This window comes from Paenibacillus sp. 01T424 (assembly GCF_056398745.1).
Genome location: NZ_JBFTPZ010000024.1, coordinates 22,882 through 41,914, shown reverse-complemented (window position 1 = coordinate 41,914; position 19,033 = coordinate 22,882). Strand labels below are relative to the sequence as shown.

Here is a 19,033-nt window from a genome sequence, read left to right as displayed (position 1 = left end):
CTTCCATTATGCAATAAATAGCGGATCATGGAAAGTAAAGATCCATAAACAATAGAGAAATGATAGGAGCGAGAACCATGAAAGCAGTACTATTTTATGACCCTACTTTTCCGTTAGACGGCTGTGCGCCAAATACAGAGGCACTTCAAAAGCTGAATAGTCTGTTTAAAGTAACCGATGCGGAAGGATTGTCAGCAGCTCTTAAAGAGGACGGGGTAGACTGCCTCGTTCATTTGCACGGATCGTATTTTCCGAAAGCATCATGGCCGGAAATACTCGCTTTTGTAAAGCGGGGCGGGGGATTGATTCATGCAGGCGGAGCCCCTTTTAAACAGCCGGTGAGCCGGGATGGCGAGCAGTGGGACGTCCAGCAGGAGATGACAGCGTACCATCAGGAACTATTTATTCATGAAGCGCTTGCTGTCGATCATACGCGCTCGACTGAATTGTGCCACAATCAGGAGCTGCCTTTGCTGCAGGGCAAGGAGCATTTGTTCACGATTGAACCTACGTTTGGCCTTATTTTGCATGTGACGCATGAGCGGGATCAGCTGAATCAGGCTACGGGCTCGCAGGGACCGATGAATGCACACATTCGTCCGCTTCTGAAGGGAATGTCGGCAGGCGGCCGGGAAGTATCGGCTCCTGTCGTTCTGATCGAGCATAACAAGGGCGACTTTGCAGGCGGACGCTGGTTGTTTGTGAATCAACAGCTGACTGACCGTTTCTGGTCGGGCGCAGGTGCGGATGCTCTTGCAGAATGGGCGGCATTTTGTGCGAGGGGTGTAACTGAGCTTTGGATTAAACCGAGCTACGCTGTTTATTATGAAGCAGAGAGACCGCATCTGACGCTTCAAGCACAGCAGATTAAAGCGGCATACGGCTATGAGCAAAGCAGCAAGCAAGAGAACTGGTCGATGGCTATTTCTATTTATAAGCAAGGAGAGGCTAAGGCGGTATGGGAGCATCAGTTGAGCGTGAGCGTTGGAAGCGAAATCGAGTATATGAGTTTTAGTGTACCGCTCGCTATTGAGCCGGGCTTGTATGAGATTGTATGTGAAGCCGAAGCTGAAAGCGGAGAAAAAAGAGTACTGCGGCAGGGCTTCTGGGGGTATGACCGCGATTTGCTGGAGAGAGGTACGCCGCTTGCAGTTGGTCGGGATTATTTTGAGAAAAATGGCGCTCCCTTCCCGATTGTAGGAATGACGTATATGACCTCGGATGTTGGCCGGAAATTCGTGTCTATGCCAAATGCCGCGATCTGGGATCAAGATATGGCGACGATGAAGGAAGCCGGCATCAACCTGATTCGTACCGGTTTATGGACGGCGTGGCGGCATCTTATGTTCGAGGATGGACATGCATCGGAAGAGCTGCTCAGAGCTGTAGATGCTTTTATTTTGACAGCGGCTAAACATGAGATTGAAATGACCTTCAGCTTCTTCGCCTTTGCTCCCGAAGCTTGGGAAGGCAAAAATCCGTATCTCGATCCAAGAAGCGTACAAGCACAAAAACGGTTTATTGCAGCGATCGTATCCAGGCATAAACACACGTCCAATGTACAGTGGGATTTGATCAATGAGCCTTCATTATTTGATCATATGCGCATTTTCTCAGGGCCTCGCTCCATGCATGATCCTTTTGAAAAAGCAGCCTATGTGAATTGGCTAAAGCAGCGGCACGCATCGATTGGCAAGCTGCAGGCGCGGTGGAATATGACGAGCACGGAGCTGCCGGACTTTGAAGCGATCACCTTGCCGGAGCAAACGGACATCGCGTTTGATATTCAAGACGTGAAGAAGCTGAAGAAAAACACGCGCTGGCTGGACTATACACGGTTTACGATGGATATGCATAACCGCTGGGTAGGGGAGCTTACGGCAACGATTCATGCCATTTCCCCGCGTCAGCTCGTGACCGTTGGCCAAGACGAGGCGCTTGGCATGGGGCCGCGTCCTTCCCCGCTAATTTATGCGGAAAGCGTAGATTACACAACCGTACACACTTGGTGGCTGAATGACAGGCTGCTATGGGACAGCGTATATGGCAAAGATCCTAGCAAGCCGACCTTGATTCAAGAAACGGGCATTATGTATGTGGAAATGCCGGATAACCGGGCGAAGCGTTCAGAGGAAGAGCTGAGGAACATCTTGGAGCGCAAATATGCATATGCTTTTGCCGCAGGCGGCGCAGGTGCGGTGCAGTGGCTGTGGAATACAAACTATTTCATGGACAACGTTTGCGAGTCGAATATCGGTGCACTGCGGGCTGACGGGACACAGAAGCCGGAAGCGGATGTATCCTATGATTTTGGCAAATTTATTGGGCAGATTTCGAGCTTGTTTGAGGAACGCCAGCTAGAGGAGATTGCGGTAGTGTTTCCTTACTCCAATGATTTTTCCAGCCGCCGTTTTGCATGCGAAGCGACAGGGAATTTAACTCGTGTGCTGGGCTACGAGATGAAGCTTCCGCATCGCGGCATTGGAGAGTTTCACTTGGAAACCTTGCAGCGCGACAAACCGAAGCTCATTATCGTTCCGAGCGCTCACAATTTCAGCGATGCTGCGCTGACGGAGCTGCTTGCGCATGTTGAAGCGCATGGAGGCACGCTGCTCTTCACCGGACCTATTGGGCTGGATGAATATTGGAAGCCAACCTCACGGGCGGAATCGATTGTAGGACCGTATCGTTTGAGCAATATATCACGGGAGGAAACGCTGCAAATTGGCGAGCATACCTTCAAAGCTTCTTTCGGAGGCAAGAAGATTGGCGAGCTGAACAAAGAAATTGCTTTGGACAGCAGCGGAAGCTATTCGGATGGCATTTCAACCGTTCGTACCGTAGCTCACGGATTAGGCAAAGTCATGTGGTGTCCGCTGCCGCTGGAGCTTAACGAGCGTACGGATACCCTTATTGCGCTTTATGAGGCTGCGCTGCATGAGGCTGAGGACTTGAAGCCAGGAATCGTATGGGAAGCAGGCGGAGACCACCCGGGGCTCTTTGGCAGCAAGCTGCAATTTAAGCAAGGAAGCCTGTATACTTTTATCTCGGAAGCGGGTACGGATTGTCCTGTTACTGTGCGTGACGCAAAAACCAACAAGAGCTACAGCTTCGTGCTGGAGAGTGAACGCTCGGTTCTATTTGCGACGGATTTGGAAGGCAATGTGCTGGCGTCCTATCGCGATATTATCGTATGAGCTTTGTAATGGGGTTAGCTTAGACAACTGCAATGTTTATCGAGAGGCTGCTTCAAAGGTAGATAAATCTACTTTTGGAACAGCCTCTGTTTCTTTTTAGGTGGTTGTTTTCAAAAAAACAGCTTCACTAATTTTAACTGAACGAGGTTAAACAAACATAAGCCTAGTTTCTAGCTCTATTTTTGATCAATGAGCTTGTTTGTTGAAAATAGGTCTATATTTTAGTTCTATTTTGGCAAAAACGTCACTTTATCAAGCTGATTTGCTGGTGATGTGGAAGTTTAAGACTAATTTCTAGCTCTATTATTGATTAATGGGCTTATTTGTTGAAAATAAGACTATATTTTAGCTCTATTTTCGTTGAAACGGTTTCATATCATACTGATATGCGGGTGATGGGGAAGTATAAGACTAATTTCTAGTTCTATTTTTCATCAATGGGATCGTTTGAAGAAAATAAGGCTATATTTTAGCTCTATTTTCCCTGAAACGGCTCTAAATCATGCTAATCTGCGGGTGACGAGGAATTTAAGGCTACTTTCTAGCTCTATTTTTGAACAGTGGGGTCGTTTGATGAAAATAGGACTATATTTTAGCTCTATTTTCGCTGAAACGTCTCCAAATCATGCTGATTCTCGGGGTTGATGAAGTTTAAGTCTACTTTCTAGCTCTATTTTTGATTAATGGGCTTGTTTGATGAAAATAAGACTATATTTTAGTTCTATTTTGGCTGAAACGTCTCCAAATCATGCTGATTTGTGGTGTTGATGAAGTTTTTAAGTCTACTTTCTAGCTCTATTTTTGAAAAATGAGCTTGTTTGATGAAAATAAGCCTATATTGCAGATCAATATTAGTTGAGAAGAGCAGGGGCAGATGAGAGCGTGCCGCATGGCTTTTTATCTTTTTGAATAGCACCTTCTTTTTGTGCATCGGTTCCTTTCTGTCTAAGAAGTTGCTTATTATGCACGTTTTCTACTTATGGTTTCGGCATAAATCGCTGCTATCGCAAATAAAATGGTAGATGGTGGGTGACAAGCTGAGGCGAGGCGGGGATCTAATGAACAGAAGAGGGATCATTAAAGGTTTGGCTATTGTTTTATTGCTGCTTGTAATCGTCTATATCGGAGTAGCGGCGATTCCGGATAAGCAGCTGGAACAGCTGTGGACTAGTGAGCAAGGAGAGATTATTGAGATAGCGATCGCAATTGGCATGATCGGGTTTGGGGCCCTGCTAATCCTGATTATTGTATTCGATCTGCCAGCTGGCAACAGTCACATAAGCAATCGCAGCCATGAAGTGGTTGAAGCCGCTAGAGCGAAGACGGAGTCAAGGCCAGAGGTTGCCGTAACGCCTGCATGGGAGCCGCCACCCGTCCCTCTAAAAACACCTTCAATCGAGCAGATCGTTGGAGCCGCAAACGCTGCCGCTGAGTTAATAACGAATAGCCGTAATGCTGTCATCACGATGAAGGTCATTACCGGTCATGCGCAGCATATTGGTGAGCGTGAGGAGCAGCAGGATGCTTATGGCTTCTCGTCACTCGAAGATGAAGAAGCTATTGAGCGTCACGGCGTGCTTGCTGTGCTTGCGGATGGCATGGGCGGCTATGCTATGGGGAAGGAGGCGGGGCAGCTTGCCGTGCAAACGATGCTGAATGAATATATATCAAAATCAACAGAGGAGTCTATCCCGCGGGCATTGGAGCAGTCGCTGCATCTTGCCAATCAAGCTGTATATGAGATGGCGCTAAGTCATGAACTCGAATGGAGTGTCGGAACGACGCTTATTGCGACCGTCATCCATCAAGGAGAGCTGTACTGGATATCTGCCGGCGACAGCCGTATTTATTTGTTTCGAGGCGGAGTGCTCATGCCGCTAACGAGGGATCATATTTATGCGAATCGGTTACGGGAGTATGTTTTGGCGGGCAATCTAACACAGGAGGAAGCCGAGTCACACCCGGAGCGCCATTTGTTAACAAGTTATTTAGGTATCCCTCGCATAACAGAAATCGATGCCAATCAAGAGCCGCTGCACCTTTTGACGGGCGATTTAGTTATATTGTGCAGCGATGGGCTCTATGACGATTTATCAGATAAGCTGCTGGATGAGGCGTCGTGCTTATATCCTCCGCTTGCCGCAGCGTTTATTTTGCAGCATGTGCTTGCAGAACAAAGGCCTTACCAGGATAACGCAACGATAGCCATATTAGCTTGTGTGTAGGTTTATGGTTAGAAACGCCCAGATAGTGGGTAGTATAAGGTAGGTGATATGAAGAAGGAGGTCTTTATAATGGATAATGAACATGATGTGCGGCATGCTAAAAGCCTAGCAACGGAAAAGGATATCGATCCTGATTTTGGTTTGTTTACGGAGGATGCGAGTGGCGCAGCTGTGCCTCATGCATCGGAGCTGCTGGAGAAGCAGCATCCCGATGCACACGTGCTTGAATCTCATATTCCTGCTTCGCTGGATAATCGTACGAGGCTGGACGACGAGGTCGATACGCCAGAGGAAATTTCTGAGGAGCTGGCTTCGGTGCCCGATGCGGATGTTATGGCGAAGGACAGTCCGATCGATCCTGCGTCTCCCGGTGAGGAATTCCACGGCATTGACCTATTGAATGGTGTCGGCAATCACCCTGAGGATGAGACGGAAGAGCTCTAACTACTGATCCGCATAGATTAGCTGGAGAATAAGGCTTCCATAATAGACGTCTATGTTGTATTCCATACAATATTGACGTCTATTTGTCGATTTAATACATGCGATAAGTACCTTCGCCAAGCGAATAACAAACATAACTGTTGTGCGATGATGATGATGCTTATGTTACAATAGAGGAACAAATGTTCTTTATGGGAGCGGTAGAAGGAAAATATGCTGATAAACGATACGGTCACGATATCGGTGAGAAACTTAGTCGAATACGTATTTCTGAGCGGCAGCATCGACGTAAGGCTAAATGCCATCGATACGATGCATGAGGGCACGAAAGCGCATCAGAGAGTACAGCTAACCTATGGTGAGCAGGATCAGAAGGAGGTCTATGTCAAAGCGGATATCCAGTTGGATGATCTGCTGTTTGTCGTGGACGGACGCTGTGATGGACTGCTTGGGACAGACCCGATATTGACCGTAGATGAAATCAAATCGACTGGCGGTGACTTGGATCGTATAGCAGAGGACGGTTATCCTGTCCACTGGGCGCAGGCGCTATTTTATGCCTACATGTATGCTAAGGAGCATGAACAGTCCGCAATGCGTGTACAGCTTACCTATGTGCAGACGAAAACAGAGGAAGAGCGGCGGTTCATGCGGGAAGTCAGCTTCGTAGAGCTGGAGCAATACGTTTATGAGATTACTGCGCGATATGCTCCCTATGTGCAGCAGCTCCGCAAGCATGAGCAGTTAAGGAATGAGAGCATTAAGGGGCTTGCTTTCCCGTTTGAGACGTACCGAGCAGGGCAGCGCAAGCTTGCCGGAGCGGTCTACAAATCAATTGAGGAAGGCGTTCGTTTGTTTGCGAAGGCGCCGACGGGTATAGGGAAAACCATATCGACGACCTATCCAACGATCAAAGCGATAGGAGCAGGCATGCTGCAGCGTTTTTACTATTTGACAGCAAGGACGACAACAAGAGCGGCTGCCGAGGACGCCCTGATTTTTATGCGCGAGAAAGGGCTGCATCTACACGCTGTGACGATTACGGCTAAGGATAAAATATGCTTCCAGGAGGAAGTCCGCTGCGAGAAAGAGCATTGCCCTTACGCGGAAGGCTACTATGATCGGATTAATGGGGCCGTGCTTGATATATTGGAGCAGGAAACGATTATGACGAGGCCTGTTATCGAAGCCTATGCCCATAAGCATAAGGTTTGCCCATTTGAATTTTCGCTGGATTTGGCGTATGCATCGGATGCGGTTGTCTGTGATTATAATTATATTTTTGACCCGCGCATTTCATTTAAGCGTCAATATGCGGAGATGAAGAAACGGACAGCGCTGCTGGTGGATGAAGCACATAATCTTGTGGATCGAGCGCGGGAGATGTTCTCTGCGGAGCTGACGAAAGCTCCGTTTCTTGCGCTGCAGCGAGAGTTGAAGGGTGTGCATAACGAGGGGTATCGCACCGCCAAGGCAATCAATGATTATTTCATCGCGCTGCGCAAAAGCAGCGATGGGGCGCCGCATTTGATTCAGCGGCAGCTGCCGGAGGAGCTGGTCGCATTAGTGGATGCGTTCGCGTCGGCTGCGGAACAGGCGATAGCTATAGGTGTTAGCGGAGACAGCACGCTGCTGGATACTTATTTTGCAGCGCAAAATTTTGTGCGGACAGCTAAGTTATTTGATGATCGTTATGTCGTCTATATCGAGCTTTCGAAGAGCGATGTTCGGCTTAAGCTGTTTTGCCTTGATCCCTCTCAATTGCTGCAGCAGGTCGGTAAGGGTTATCGCTCGCATATCTATTTCTCTGCAACGCTCTCTCCCGTCTCGTATTATATGGACATGCTGGGAGCGGGAGAAAATGATTATACGCTCGCAGTGCCGTCTCCTTTTGCGAAGGAACAGCTTGATGTAGTCATTAATCCGCTTTCTACAAGGTACCATGACCGCGATCAATCTAAGCTGCCGATAGCGAAGCTGATTATGGAGCTGATGAGTGAGCGGCCGGGTAACTATTTTGTATTTTTCCCATCCTACGCTTACATGAATGCTGTTTATGAGACGTATATGGAGCTGAAGGAATGGTCTGTTCCAACAGGAGCGGCCTCGGATGCAGAGGTACTGCTGCAAACGCCCGATATGGCAGAGGAAGAGCGGGATCGTTTTTTAGGTGCATTTCAGGCTGGGAGCGGGAAGTCCTTGATCGGTTTTGCGGTGATGGGCGGCGTGTTCTCGGAAGGCGTTGACCTCGTCGGAGACAGATTGGTCGGCGTTATCGTTGTTGGGGTAGGTTTGCCGCAGCTTGGTGTAGAACGCAATATGCTGAAGGATTATTTTAACGAGCAGGGCAAGAATGGGTACGATTATGCTTACGTATTTCCGGGAATGAACAAGGTGCTGCAAGCTGGAGGAAGGCTCATCCGCTCGGAAACCGATCGCGGCACACTCGTGCTCATCGACGATCGGTATTTGCAGTCCCAGTATCAACGGCTTTTGCCTGAGGAGTGGAAGGGATAATCAATTGACAGAATCGGACTCTGTTTTTGGTTTGCGGCTGAGAAATGACGGCAATTGCACGGAACCAAACCTTTTCTCGACATATGCTGCAGCCGATAAGGTGATTAATAACCCGAGCAGCGATCCGCATACGGACAAGGGAACGACCCAGAATAACGTGGGATGTGTAAAAAAAGGAATGAGTGCGACGGCCAAAATCGGAGGCGCGTTCCATTTGAAGGTTCGGATGCAAAAAATAACGATGATAAGCGTGAGAAGCAGCGAAAGAGCGCTCGCGTTCCAGTGGGCAAATAAAGATCCGATCAGCGAGGAAAGCACGGCGCCAACGGCGATTTTGCGTAGTTCGGCTTTCTCGAATGGACGCGAGATGAAGAGCAGGCTGAAGGCACCCAAGGTAGGGAAAAACAAGGTGTGCATACTCGGAATATGTAACGAAATCCAGTAAATTGTGATGATATATAAGCAGATTGCATAAGTTCTAATACGCATGCTGTAAAATCACCTTCTTTCAAAAATAAGTGGCTGCTGCGAGCCATTTTACATTTTACCTTCTCCGTTCTTGTACCGTCAATCGCTGATATATTCCATTTGCCATCTTGCTCGGCATAATTTGTTTTTTTACCAATCGGTATTGACAGTAATTTCTATGGATGGTAAAGTGACTAATATATTTTAGCGAGAGGAGGGTTACGTTACATGAACACTTACGATTACAATCAATTTGCAGCGAAGAATAACCATCATTTGAACATGAATAACGTAATCCATCCGCGCGTTGTTTCACTTTGATTAAAGGGTAAACCCCATCATCAGAGGCGCATGATTACGTCATCGTAATTATGCGCCTTTTCTATGACCTCGCGAGACTTGACTATGTTCTAAGTCGCGTTTTTTTGAGGGGAAGAAGCGTGTCGTTACGACGACACGCTTTTTTTGTGTTCTCGGGAGTAAATCGAAGGTAAACGAAGCTTGGATGGATAGCGGAAGGTGTGGTAGAGAAGCATGTTTAGTGTACTCAAAAAATTAAGCTGGTTTTTTAAATTGCATTGGAAGCGTTATACGGTTGCTATAACACTTCTAGTTCTAACAGGAATTATTGATGTCATCCCGCCTTGGCTTATTGGCTATACGATTGATGGCATACATCAGGATTTACTCGGTCAAGCCGATTTTAATCGCGTGCTTTACGGCTGGATCGCACTAACGGTAGTAGGCTATGTCATTACGTACATATGGCATTACAAGCTGTTTGGCGGAGCATTTGTGCTGGAGAAGTTGCTGCGCTCACGATTAATGGGACATTTTTTACGAATGACCCCCACCTTTTATGAACGCAATCGGACGGGCGATCTTATGGCGCGCTCGACCAATGATTTAGGAGCGGTTGCACAGACAGCCGGCTTCGGTATTTTGACGTTAATCGATTCGACCTTATTTATGATTACGATTCTAATTGTTATGGCAGGCTTGATAAGCGTGAAGCTTACGCTTGCGGCATTGCTGCCGCTGCCGCTTATGGCGCTTGCGATGAAGCATTATGGTAAAAAAATTCACGAACGTTTCATGGACGCGCAAGACGCATTTGGCGATTTGAACGATCAGGTGCTGGAATCAGTATCGGGTGTTCGGGTTATCAGAGCCTTCGTGCAGGAAGAAGCAAGCGAAGCACGTTTCAGCGCCAAAACAAATGAAGTGCTTAACAAAAATATTGCTGTTGCGCGCATCGACGCGTTATTCGAGCCGACGATGAAAATACTCGTTGGAACAAGTTATTTGATCGGGCTTTGTTATGGCGGATATCTTGTATTCCATAATGAAATTACGCTCGGGGAGCTCGTATCCTTCAACGTGTTTCTTGGTATGCTGATCTGGCCGATGTTTGCAATCGGTGAGCTCATTAACATTATGCAGCGCGGCAATGCTTCGCTCGATCGTGTAAGTGAAACACTTGGCTATAAGCCTGATGTTGCTGATGCAGCAGCACAGGTGAAAGTAGATGAACCAACGTCCGTTGAATTCAAAAATGTGACGTTCCGTTACCCGTCCTCCCAAGTCGACAACTTGGTTGATCTCTCCTTTGCGTTATCGCAGGGGCAGACGCTTGGTATCGTAGGCAGAACAGGCAGCGGCAAGACTACATTGCTGAAGCAGCTGCTTCGGGAATATCCACTTGGACGCGGCAGTATTCATATATCTGGAGAGCCGCTTGGCAGCTTGAAAATCGATGACATGCTGGGCTGGGTCGGATATGTGCCGCAGCAGCCTATCTTGTTCTCGAAGACGATTCGCGAAAATATTTTCTATGGCCTAAAAGAAGGTACAGACGTCGATTTGCAGCGAGCACTCGAGCGGGCTTCGTTCGCCAAAGATATTAAGTTTTTGCCGGATGGACTTGAGACGATGGTAGGCGAGCGGGGCGTGGCATTGTCCGGCGGACAGAAGCAGCGTGTAAGTATTGCGCGTGCCCTTATCGCCGATCCGGAAATATTGCTAATGGACGATGCTTTGTCAGCTGTTGACGGGAAGACGGAATCCGAGATTATTGAGGGCATCCGTACAGAAAGAGCAGGCAAGACGACATTCATTACGACGCACCGGTTATCCGCAGTACAGCATGCAGACTGGATTATCGTTCTCGACGAAGGACGAATTGTGCAAGAAGGCACGCATGAGCAGTTGCTGGAGATGGGCGGCTGGTATCGCGAGCAGTATGATCGTCAGCAGCTTGAGGCTATTATTGAAACGTAATAAATTGGAGGCGTGAAGAGCAATGGGCAACACAGGAAAACGATTGTTTCAATACGCCATGCTTTATAAAAAACCGATCCTGCTTGCGCTTCTTCTGCTCGTGCTTGCTGTATGCGCAGAGCTTGCAGGACCGCTAATTGCAAAACGGATGATTGACCAGAATATTCTCGGCATCGAGAAGAAATGGCATGAAGTCGAAGCAAAACAAGAGTATGCGGTTCTTTATAAAGATAAATGGTATAAGCGCGAGGATCACTTTGCCGCTTCGGAACAGAAGGGCAAGGAGGTTCGCGTGCTGCAGGTTGGACGCAAATTTTATTGGCTGGAGGATGCGCTGGCATCTGATCAAGGCAAACGTGTCGTAGAGGGGAACAACCTTGCGGTGACAAATAAGGAAACGGGCGAAACGGTCTCGTATCCAGTAACACAGCTTACATCACAAGAGCTGTATTCCTTCTATAAGCCGGAGTTTCCGGCGTTAATGAAGCTAGCAGCTATGTATTTCGGATTTTTGCTGCTCGTAGCTGTCTTCACCTACGGACAGCGGCTAATGCTGCAGACGTCAGCGAATCGTATCGTGCGCAAGATGCGTACGGATATATTTGCACACACGCAGCGGCTGCCGGTCAATTATTATGATAATTTATCAGCTGGGCAGGTTGTCTCGCGGGTGACTAATGATACAGAAGCTATACGCGAGCTGTATGTCGCAGTGCTGGCGAATTTCTTTACAGGTGTTATTTATATGGTGGCTATTTATGGAGCCTTGTTCTTGCTTGATATGCGCTTAGCGCTTCTGGCTCTGCCGCTTGTGCCAATCCTCATCGTTTGGATTATCGTTTATCGTAAATTCGCTGCTCGTTATAACCGTATCATTAGATCAAAGCTGAGTGAAATTAACGGAATGATCAATGAATCGATACAAGGGATGACGATTATTCAGGCGTTCCGCCGTCAGAAGGAAACGACGAAGGAATTTGAGGAAATGAATGAGCATTATTATAAATATCAAAACAAGCTGCTCAGCCTCAACTCGGTGACATCGCATAATCTAGTCAATGTTATACGGAATACATTGTTCCTCATTGTACTCATTATGTTCTGGGGCGATTCACTCCGCGGAGCGGTATCGGTCGGCGTGCTTTACGCATTCATCGATTATATGAACCGTATGTTTGCGCCGATCGTTGGTATCGTAAACCAGCTATCCAATCTCGAGACGGCACGCGTATCTGCAGAGCGAGTATTTAAGCTGATGGACGAGGAAGGAATCGATGTCGTTTCCGGCAAAATGGACCGATATAAGGGCGATGTTAAGTTCGAGGATGTTTCTTTTGCTTATAAGAAGGATGAATATGTGCTGAAAAATATTTCCTTCCACGCTCAACAAGGCCAGACGGTTGCGCTAGTAGGCCATACCGGCTCAGGCAAAAGCTCGATTCTTAATCTGTTGTTCCGTTTCTACGATTCGAACGAGGGCAAAATCATCGTAGATGGCACCGATGTACGCGATATGCCGAAGCAGCTGCTAAGGCAGCATATGGGTATCGTTCTTCAGGACCCATTCCTATTTACCGGAACGATTGCATCGAACATCAGCCTTGATAACCCGGAGATTAGCCGCGAGAAAATTGTACAGTCGCTGCGTGACGTTGGCGCTTACGACATGTTCAGTCAGTTCCAAGGCGGCATTGATGCTCCTGTTATTGAGAAGGGAAGCACACTGTCTGCTGGTCAAAGGCAGCTGATTTCCTTTGCAAGGGCACTTGCTTATGATCCCGCTATTCTTATTCTCGATGAGGCGACAGCCAGCATTGATACCGAGACGGAAGCCATCATTCAAGAGGCGCTTGATGTACTGAAGAAAGGCCGCACGACGTTCGTCATCGCGCACCGCCTGTCGACGATTCGCAGTGCAGATCAAATTCTTGTGCTTGATCGCGGCGTCATTGTGGAGCGAGGCAGCCATGATGAACTTATGGAGCATCGCGGCAAATACTACGCGATGTATCAGCTGCAATTCGGCGCAGCATCTGCATCATAGAAAACGGCAAAAAAAGGCTAAGCGAGAGTCATCCCGCTTAGCCTTTTTTATTTGGGCAGATATTATCGTTTGTTAGTACATCAGGTCTTGAAGCGGCTGATCGCCTCATTCAAGGTAGAAGCTAAATTACGCAGCTGCTCGGAGGAGCTTGCAACCTCCTGCATGGAAGCAAGCTGTTCTTCTGACGCCGCAGCGACACGCTGTGAGTTTCCTGCGGAATTAGCCGTTATGCCCTCAAGCGCATCTAGCGAAGCTGCAATTTGCTCGCTGCCAGCTGACATTTGCTCCGACGCTGCGGATACTTCCTGTACTTGACTGGAAACATCACGAATGGAAGTAACGATAGAGCGGAAGGACTCGCCGGCTTGTGCCGAGATGTTTGAGCCGAAACGCGCGGCTTCCACAGACTRCTCCATTGATGAAACGGCTGTTGAAGCATAACTTCCGATGCTATGCAGTATAGTTCCAATCTGCTCGGAGGATTCCTTGGAGCGTTCAGCCAGCTTGCGGATTTCATGGGCAACGACAGCAAAACCTTTGCCATGCTCGCCGGCACGCGCCGCTTCAATAGACGCATTAAGTGCAAGCAGATTAGTCTGATTGGCTACATCGCCGATCAAGGCGAGGATGCCGCCTATTTTGTCACTCTGCTCCTTCAACTCATGCAAGGTCGTAACCGTTTCGACTACATTGGACTCGATAGTATTCATTTGATGCAATGTTTGATCAATAACGGTCTCGCCTTCCGTAGCCATTGCCGTAGTGTCCGCTGCCAGCTCAGATACAGATGAGGTCGACTCTGCAATTCTTTGAATGCCGATCGTCATTTCTGTCATCGCGCGCTGGCACTCTTGCAAGCTTTGCAGCTGTGTTTCAGAGCCGGAGGCAACTTCTTGAATAGCTTCAGTTACTTCTTCTGTCGCACGGGAGGTCTGCTCTGCACTTTGCTGCATGTTGAAAGCCGAGCCAGCCACCTCATCGGATGTTATTCGAATGCTGCCTGTGAGCTGACGAAGGCTTGCGATCATTTCATTAAAGGCGATAGAAACTTGAGCTATTTCATTGCCTCCTTTGACCGCAACGGCAAGCGTCAAGTCGCCATTCGCTGCTAATGAGGATACTTCCGCGAGCCGTTTGAGCGGCTTCAACGTCATTCTTACCAGTGCAACAATAATAAGTATGGCAATAAAGGCTAGCAGCGCTGCAATCCCTATGCTTTTCCAAAACATAAGATTTAAGGCATCATCAATTTGTTTGAAATCAACGTCGATGCCGAATATGCCGATTAATTTGCCGCTTGGGTCTTTTACGCGTGCTAAATAAGAAATCCACTGACCATATTCATCTGTAACGACTTCGGTCAAAGCAGATCCCTCATTTAGGGCATCATCAATTTTGCCAGCGAATGCTTCACTCATTTCATACTCATCTCCAGGTCCAAGGCCTGCGGCGGAGAGAGCCTCATTGCTCTGCATCATCTTTATAAATTTTTTTCCGTCGCGTTCGATTACCTCAGGCATATACACATATGCATTTGCGACGATATCGTTCTTAATCATGACGTCGAGCTGCAGCTTAAGCATCTTGAACGTAGCATTATTGGTATCACGCCCAGCGGATACTTCGTTGTATCCAAAAGTAACCAGATCATGACCAGCTTCGATTTGATAACCAAGCGTTTGTCCAATCCGTTCAATTTCATCTAAATAGGATTTTTTCTGCGTGCTGTAGGATAAATACTCGGTGACGCTAATGACAATAACGAGGAGAAGGGCTAATACGATGGAGCTGGTAACGACTAAACTTCTGTCCTTAATTCGGAACATGCAATCACACCCCATAATGAAAAGTTAAGATAAGATAAGTTATCGTCGAATTCTGTCGAAAAATGAATAGTAACGATACAGTCCATTTTTTTACAATTCAATGAATGACATCTGTTATTACAATAACAAACTTTTATTAGAGAAATACGGGGCTTTATGTTAGAAAAGTGTTCAATTACAGCATGTCTTCAGCCAACTTTCAGCGGGGATTAAAGGAGGCTTAAGTTTTATTGTCTATGCTAGGTCTTGTAACAACAAATTTGAAAGTGAAAGGTGGAATATTCAATGAAGAGAGCAAAAGCTATAACAGCGGGTGCTATTGCGCTAACGCTTGCCTTAGGGGGCGGAGGCCTATGGGCTAGCCAATATGTAAATGCGGCAGCAGCAAGCAGCGACGCGCAGCAAGAGCAAGGTACACAAGCAGATAGCGGCGCAGCTAAGAAGGATCATGAAGGCAGACATGGCGGTTTCGGACGCGGTTTTCAACAAATACAGGAAAAGTTACTAACGTACTTAGGGCTCGATGAAGCGGCGCTTCAGACTAAGCTGCAAACGTCAACGCTGGCAGAGGTTGCAGTCGCGAGCGGGAAAACGCGAGCTGATCTTAAGGCTAAGCTTGTTGAATGGCTGGAGGCAGCTGAGGCAGCTAATCCGAAACCTGACGCAAAAGTAGAAGCAGACAAGCTAGCAGAAACTGGACAACAGCAAGCAAAGCCGGATGCTGCTGCACAGGCGGAGAAGCTGCTTGATTCCAAAGGATTAGGTTTTGGAAAGCATGGCGGCGGTGGTGAAAGAGGAGGCGGCTTTGCGAAAAACGTAGATGGCATAGCTGCAGCGCTAGGCATAACGGCAGATGTATTAAAGACGGAGCTTGAATCAGGCAAGACCTTGGCGGCAATCGCTGAGGAGAAGGGTGTTGCGATCCAAGTGATCATTGACGTGCAGGTAAAGGATCAAAAAGCGAAGCTAGCGGAGGAGCTGGCAGCGGGAACGATTACGCAGGAGCAATATGATACGAAGCTAGCTGAGGCTGTCGATCATGCAACAAAACATGTAAATGAAGAAATCCCGGCGCGTGGAGGTCATGGCAAGGGTGGACACGGCGGAAAAGGACCGCGTGGCGAACGTCCGAGTGACGATGCAGCGAAACGTGAATCCACAACGGATACCTCCGCAGCAGCAACTCCAGCTCCAACTGCATAACAGTTTTGTATGCGAAATATTCAATAAGTCCGTGTAGACTTTAAAAAGATGAAGGAGCTGCTCCGCGGTCTATGACCTTGAGGCAGCTCCTTCATGTCTGTTGTATAGCTTATTCATTCTTACCGAGAAGGAGCGCCAGCTCGTGTGGCGGCAGCGGTTTACTGAATAAATAACCTTGCAGCTCATCGCACTGCAGCTCCGTACAGAAATTCGATTCGGCAATTGTCTCCACGCCTTCTGCAACAACCTTCATATTCATGCTATGTACAAGCTCAATAATTGCTTTGACGATCGATGATTTTTTCTCGTCATTCGTAATGCCTTGAATAAAGGAACGATCCAGCTTTACGTCTGATATAGGCAGGCGCTGCAGCTGATTCAAGGATGAATAACCCGTGCCAAAGTCATCGATTGATATTTGAATGCCAAGCCCCCGAAGGAAAAGAATGGTCTCGATCACTTGATCCATATTCCGCATAAATACACCTTCAGTAATTTCAAGGCTTACATATTGCGGATCAAGGCCGGTGTCCTTTAACGCTTTGACGATCATTTCAGATAAGTTTCCTTGGTAGAAATGTCTTGCTGAAATGTTCACTGAGACGCATATATGCTGTAGTCCCTCATCCTGCCAAGCTTTATTTTGCCGGCAGGCCTCATGGAAGACCCAGCTGTCAATATCTAATATAAAACCGGATTGCTCGGCAAGTGGAATAAACTTATCGGGCGGAATCATGCCAAGCTCGGGATGACGCCAGCGAATGAGCGCTTCAATGCCGCATAGCTCGCCGGTTGCAGCATTTATTTTTGGCTGATAATGTAGCGAGAACTGTTTGTTTTGCAGCGCATTATAAAGCCCGTTCTCGATCTGCATCTTCTCTGTCATCGCGGATACCAGCGTTGGTTTGAAAAACCGGTAGCAGCCGTCACCTTGCTCTTTGGCGCTATACATAGCAATATCGGCGTTTCGGATAATGGTATCCATATCGCCGCCATCCTGCGGGTACACGCTAACGCCGACGCTAACGGTTAAATAAAGCAGCGTTTCGTCGATCATAAAAGGCTCATTGAAGGAATCTACGACGGCTTGGGCATTTGCAGCCAGTTCATCTTCATTCTCATACTGTCCGACAAATACAAACTCGTCTCCACCCAATCGGAAGACGTTGCATTCATCAAACACCGCTGCTCCGAAGCGTTCTGCTGCCTTGCCGAGTAAAATATCACCTACAGCATGTCCAAGCGTATCATTAATTTGCTTAAAGCGATTGATGTCAGCGAACATGATGGCTATCGGTTTTTTCATAGCAGCGTTCATAGTTATCATGTCTTGAAAATGGAGTGTGAATTGCAGCCTATTCGGCAGACCAGTCAGCATGTCGTAATAGGCAAGCTGATGCAGTCTTTCCTCCGATTGCTGCAATAAATAAGTTTGAGCCTCCAGCCTCTCGTTGCTTCGCTGCGATTCTTGAAACATGTGAATAAGATTGGTTGACATATGCTTGAAATTTGCAATCAATGAATGAATTTCTACAATGCTGCTTCGTGGCCATTCCAATGTGTTCATCTCCTGAAGCTTCAGCGGAAGGTTCGTTGTTGCTTTCGCTAACCGAGTTAAACTGCGAGAGAGCCACCAATTAATGAGATACGCTAGAATGACGGCAAAAAAGGCAAGCCCGATCATATAAACAAAATGAATGAAATATTTGGTAAACAAATATTTTTGATGATTTTTAATGGGAAAGTCAACGTAAACAAGCCAATCCGATGCCTGAAGTTTATCTTTATATATCAAATTTCCATCATACCAGGTCTGGAAATGCCAAGAGTATTTTTTTACGTCAGGCATAACTAAATACGCTTTTTTGTTCATGGGAGTAATGCTGCTTTCTTTGGAGAAATCAAGCATTTCACCTACAGTCTCAGGCGCGCTGGATGCAATAACTTTATGGTCGGCGTTCGTCACAGATATGATAGAATTCCCGAAATGTTTGCCAAGGGCTAGTTGAAGGAAAGCAATCTGATCTTGCTTATCTAGATCGGTGCTAACCGCCTGCCATTTATCCAATGATTCTGAAATGCGATTGATTTCGATCGAGGAGATTCGCTCGGCATATAGACTTACTTCTTTAATGGAGCTCAAGCTGTTAATGAAAATGTTGAGTAAAAACGAAAGGAATACGATACCGATGGAGAAATGAAACAGTACCTTGCTGAAGGAATTTGGTCCTTGCTGCGAGCGGGCAAACCCACTCCATTTGCGCAGTGGCATGTACTGGTAGATAATCTCAGCGAACAGTGCGTTAAATAGGCCATTCATGGCAATAATTCCTGCAATAAGAAGCAAATCCTGCGTTATGAGCGTTGAATGAAAGGAGTAGAACCAATAGATAGCGGGCATTCCGACTAGAACCCAGAAAACGGCGTCAATCCCAAACAGTTGATTCTTGTATTTGCGAAGAAGCAAGCCGATAAAGGCAGCTTCAATAAGGATGATGTAATGAAAGAGGGGCTGCTTTAATAAAAAAGTGCCTAGGAATAGGACAACTGCGCTCATTAAGAGTCCTGGCCAGTAACCGAATAATCGCAAGCCAAGAAGTGTAAATAGACTCGTTAATGAAAAGGTAATGCCATACAAAAATTGAAAATGGTTCGACTCGGCGATTAGCGCAAGAAGCGCACATAAGGCAAATGCGAAAGCAATCGTCAATTGTTTGTTGTGCTGCTGAAACAATGGGTTGCTCACCGTCGGCCTCCTGGAAGTGTGACAAAACCTTTTACGTTCAAATAAAAGGGTGCCGAAGCACCCTGACAAGGATAGGAACATAA

General features: G+C 47.2%; 10 protein-coding genes. 8 read left to right on the top strand and 2 right to left on the bottom strand.

Annotated features, from left to right (window positions below):
* Positions 1-77 precede the first annotated feature (77 nt).
* The 7 genes from AC1DPK_RS18375 to AC1DPK_RS18345 all read left to right on the top strand — a co-directional run bounded on the left by AC1DPK_RS18375 (position 78) and on the right by AC1DPK_RS18345 (position 13,175).
* Positions 78-3,197, top strand: coding sequence for a beta-galactosidase (locus tag AC1DPK_RS18375; RefSeq protein ID WP_477511251.1), 3,120 nt, complete (start codon positions 78-80; stop codon positions 3,195-3,197).
* Positions 3,198-4,255: 1,058 nt separating this feature from the next.
* Positions 4,256-5,422, top strand: coding sequence for a PP2C family protein-serine/threonine phosphatase (locus AC1DPK_RS18370; protein ID WP_477511250.1), 1,167 nt, complete (start codon positions 4,256-4,258; stop codon positions 5,420-5,422).
* Positions 5,423-5,491: 69 nt separating this feature from the next.
* Positions 5,492-5,866, top strand: coding sequence for a hypothetical protein (locus AC1DPK_RS18365; protein WP_477511249.1), 375 nt, complete (start codon positions 5,492-5,494; stop codon positions 5,864-5,866).
* 213 nt (positions 5,867-6,079) lie between these two features.
* Positions 6,080-8,383 carry a helicase C-terminal domain-containing protein gene (locus tag AC1DPK_RS18360; RefSeq protein WP_477511248.1) on the top strand — a complete coding sequence of 768 codons (2,304 nt, stop codon included), beginning with the start codon at positions 6,080-6,082 and terminating at the stop codon, positions 8,381-8,383.
* A gap of 4 nt (positions 8,384-8,387) precedes the next feature.
* A complete protein-coding gene (locus AC1DPK_RS18355) occupies positions 8,388-8,828 on the top strand; it encodes a hypothetical protein (protein WP_477511247.1) in 441 nt (146 codons plus the stop codon).
* A gap of 557 nt (positions 8,829-9,385) precedes the next feature.
* Positions 9,386-11,131 carry an ABC transporter ATP-binding protein gene (locus tag AC1DPK_RS18350; RefSeq protein ID WP_477511246.1) on the top strand — a complete coding sequence of 582 codons (1,746 nt, stop codon included), beginning with the start codon at positions 9,386-9,388 and terminating at the stop codon, positions 11,129-11,131.
* Between the two features lie 22 nt (positions 11,132-11,153).
* Complete coding sequence (locus AC1DPK_RS18345; protein ID WP_477511245.1) at positions 11,154-13,175, top strand: ABC transporter ATP-binding protein; 2,022 nt, start codon at positions 11,154-11,156, stop codon at positions 13,173-13,175.
* Positions 13,176-13,255: 80 nt separating this feature from the next.
* Here AC1DPK_RS18345 and AC1DPK_RS18340 read toward each other — a convergent pair whose 3' ends face one another.
* Positions 13,256-15,001, bottom strand: a complete 1,746-nt coding sequence (locus tag AC1DPK_RS18340; protein WP_477511244.1) for a methyl-accepting chemotaxis protein — start codon at positions 14,999-15,001, stop codon at positions 13,256-13,258.
* 285 nt (positions 15,002-15,286) lie between these two features.
* On the opposite strand from AC1DPK_RS18340, the gene AC1DPK_RS18335 reads away from it, so the two are divergent.
* The gene (locus AC1DPK_RS18335) at positions 15,287-16,204 is read left to right on the top strand and encodes a hypothetical protein (protein WP_477511243.1); all 918 of its coding nucleotides are present in this window, start codon (positions 15,287-15,289) and stop codon (positions 16,202-16,204) included.
* Between the two features lie 109 nt (positions 16,205-16,313).
* On the opposite strand, the gene AC1DPK_RS18330 is transcribed toward AC1DPK_RS18335, so the two are convergent.
* Positions 16,314-18,950 (bottom strand): EAL domain-containing protein, encoded by a 2,637-nt coding sequence (locus tag AC1DPK_RS18330; protein WP_477511242.1) that lies wholly within the window; start codon positions 18,948-18,950, stop codon positions 16,314-16,316.
* Positions 18,951-19,033: the final 83 nt, after the last annotated feature.

Coding starts and splice junctions, on each gene's coding strand:
- AC1DPK_RS18375 (WP_477511251.1), top strand. CDS start 78: ATGAAAGCAGTACTATTTTATGACCCTACTTTTCCGTTAGACGGCTGT.
- AC1DPK_RS18365 (WP_477511249.1), top strand. CDS start 5,492: ATGGATAATGAACATGATGTGCGGCATGCTAAAAGCCTAGCAACGGAA.
- AC1DPK_RS18360 (WP_477511248.1), top strand. CDS start 6,080: ATGCTGATAAACGATACGGTCACGATATCGGTGAGAAACTTAGTCGAA.
- AC1DPK_RS18335 (WP_477511243.1), top strand. CDS start 15,287: ATGAAGAGAGCAAAAGCTATAACAGCGGGTGCTATTGCGCTAACGCTT.
- AC1DPK_RS18345 (WP_477511245.1), top strand. CDS start 11,154: ATGGGCAACACAGGAAAACGATTGTTTCAATACGCCATGCTTTATAAA.
- AC1DPK_RS18350 (WP_477511246.1), top strand. CDS start 9,386: ATGTTTAGTGTACTCAAAAAATTAAGCTGGTTTTTTAAATTGCATTGG.
- AC1DPK_RS18370 (WP_477511250.1), top strand. CDS start 4,256: ATGAACAGAAGAGGGATCATTAAAGGTTTGGCTATTGTTTTATTGCTG.